Source organism: Streptomyces sp. NPDC057654, assembly GCF_042800135.1.
GTDB lineage: Bacteria > Actinomycetota > Actinomycetes > Streptomycetales > Streptomycetaceae > Streptomyces.
This window is the reverse complement of sequence record NZ_JBHVHQ010001483.1, coordinates 1-1,031: the sequence shown is the minus strand read 5'-3', so window position 1 is coordinate 1,031 and position 1,031 is coordinate 1. Positions and strand designations below refer to the sequence as shown.

The window sequence follows — 1,031 nt, the reverse complement described above, 5'->3', positions numbered from 1 at the left end:
CTGCCGAGCATGTCCCGCTGCCACAGGGCGTAGTCGGCGTACTGCGCGGGCAGCGGCGCCCAGTCGGGGGCCCCGCCGGCGCAGCGCGCCTCGTACGCGGTCATCAGATGCTGTACGAGCACGGGCAGCGACCAGCCGTCGGCCGCGATGTGGTGCACCAGGACGAGCAATACGTGCTCGTCGGCGGCCTCCTCGAAGAGGACGGCCCGCACCGGGATGGCGGCGGCCAGGTCGAAGCCGCGCCGGGACGCGGCGTCGAGCCGTGCGCGGCGGGCGGCGGGGGTGTCGGCGCTCGCGTCGACGGTCTCGACGGCCGGGCGGGCGCGCGGGTCGGCCGCGTCGAGCACGACCTGGTATCCGCCGTCGGCGTCCTCGGCGAAGAGGGTGCGCAGGCTCTCGTGGCGCGCGACGACGTCGGCGAGGGCGTGGCGCAGGGCCTCGGGGTCCAGTGCGCCGGACAGGCGCATCGCGATGGGCAGGTTGTAGGTGGCGCTGGGGCCGTCGAGGTGGCTGAGGAACCAGAGGCGCTGCTGGGCGTACGAGAGCGGTATCCGCTCCGGGCGCGGGCGGGCGGTGACGCCCGTGCGCGCCCCGCCGGCCCGGGCCAGTGCCCCGGCCAGTGCGGCCACCGTGGGCGTCTCGAAGAGCCGGCGGATGGCGAGTTCCGCGCCGAGGGCGGCGCGGACCCGGCTGACGAGGCGGGTCGCGAGGAGCGAGTGGCCGCCGAGGTCGAAGAAGCTGTCGTCGATGGTGACGTGGGCGACGCCGAGGACCTCCGCGAAGACGGCGCACAGGATCTCCTCCTGTGGGGAGCGCGGCGGGCGGCCGGTGGCCTCCATGCCGTATTCGGGGGCGGGCAGCGCCTTGCGGTCGAGCTTTCCGTTGAGGGTGAGCGGCAGCGCGTCGAGTGCGACGATCGCGGACGGCACCATGTACTCGGGCAGGGCCTTCGCGATGTGCGCCCGCAGGGCGTCGCGGTCGAGGGCCGCCCCGGCGACGGCCACGGCGTAGCCGACGAGCCGCTTGTCGCC

The 1,031-nt window shown here is 75.7% G+C and carries 1 protein-coding gene; it reads right to left on the bottom strand.

What is annotated here, in order from left to right; genetic code table 11:
* Positions 1 to 1,031 (bottom strand): condensation domain-containing protein (locus ACFU99_RS44520; protein ID WP_384404624.1); only part of this gene is annotated, 1,031 nt, incomplete at both ends.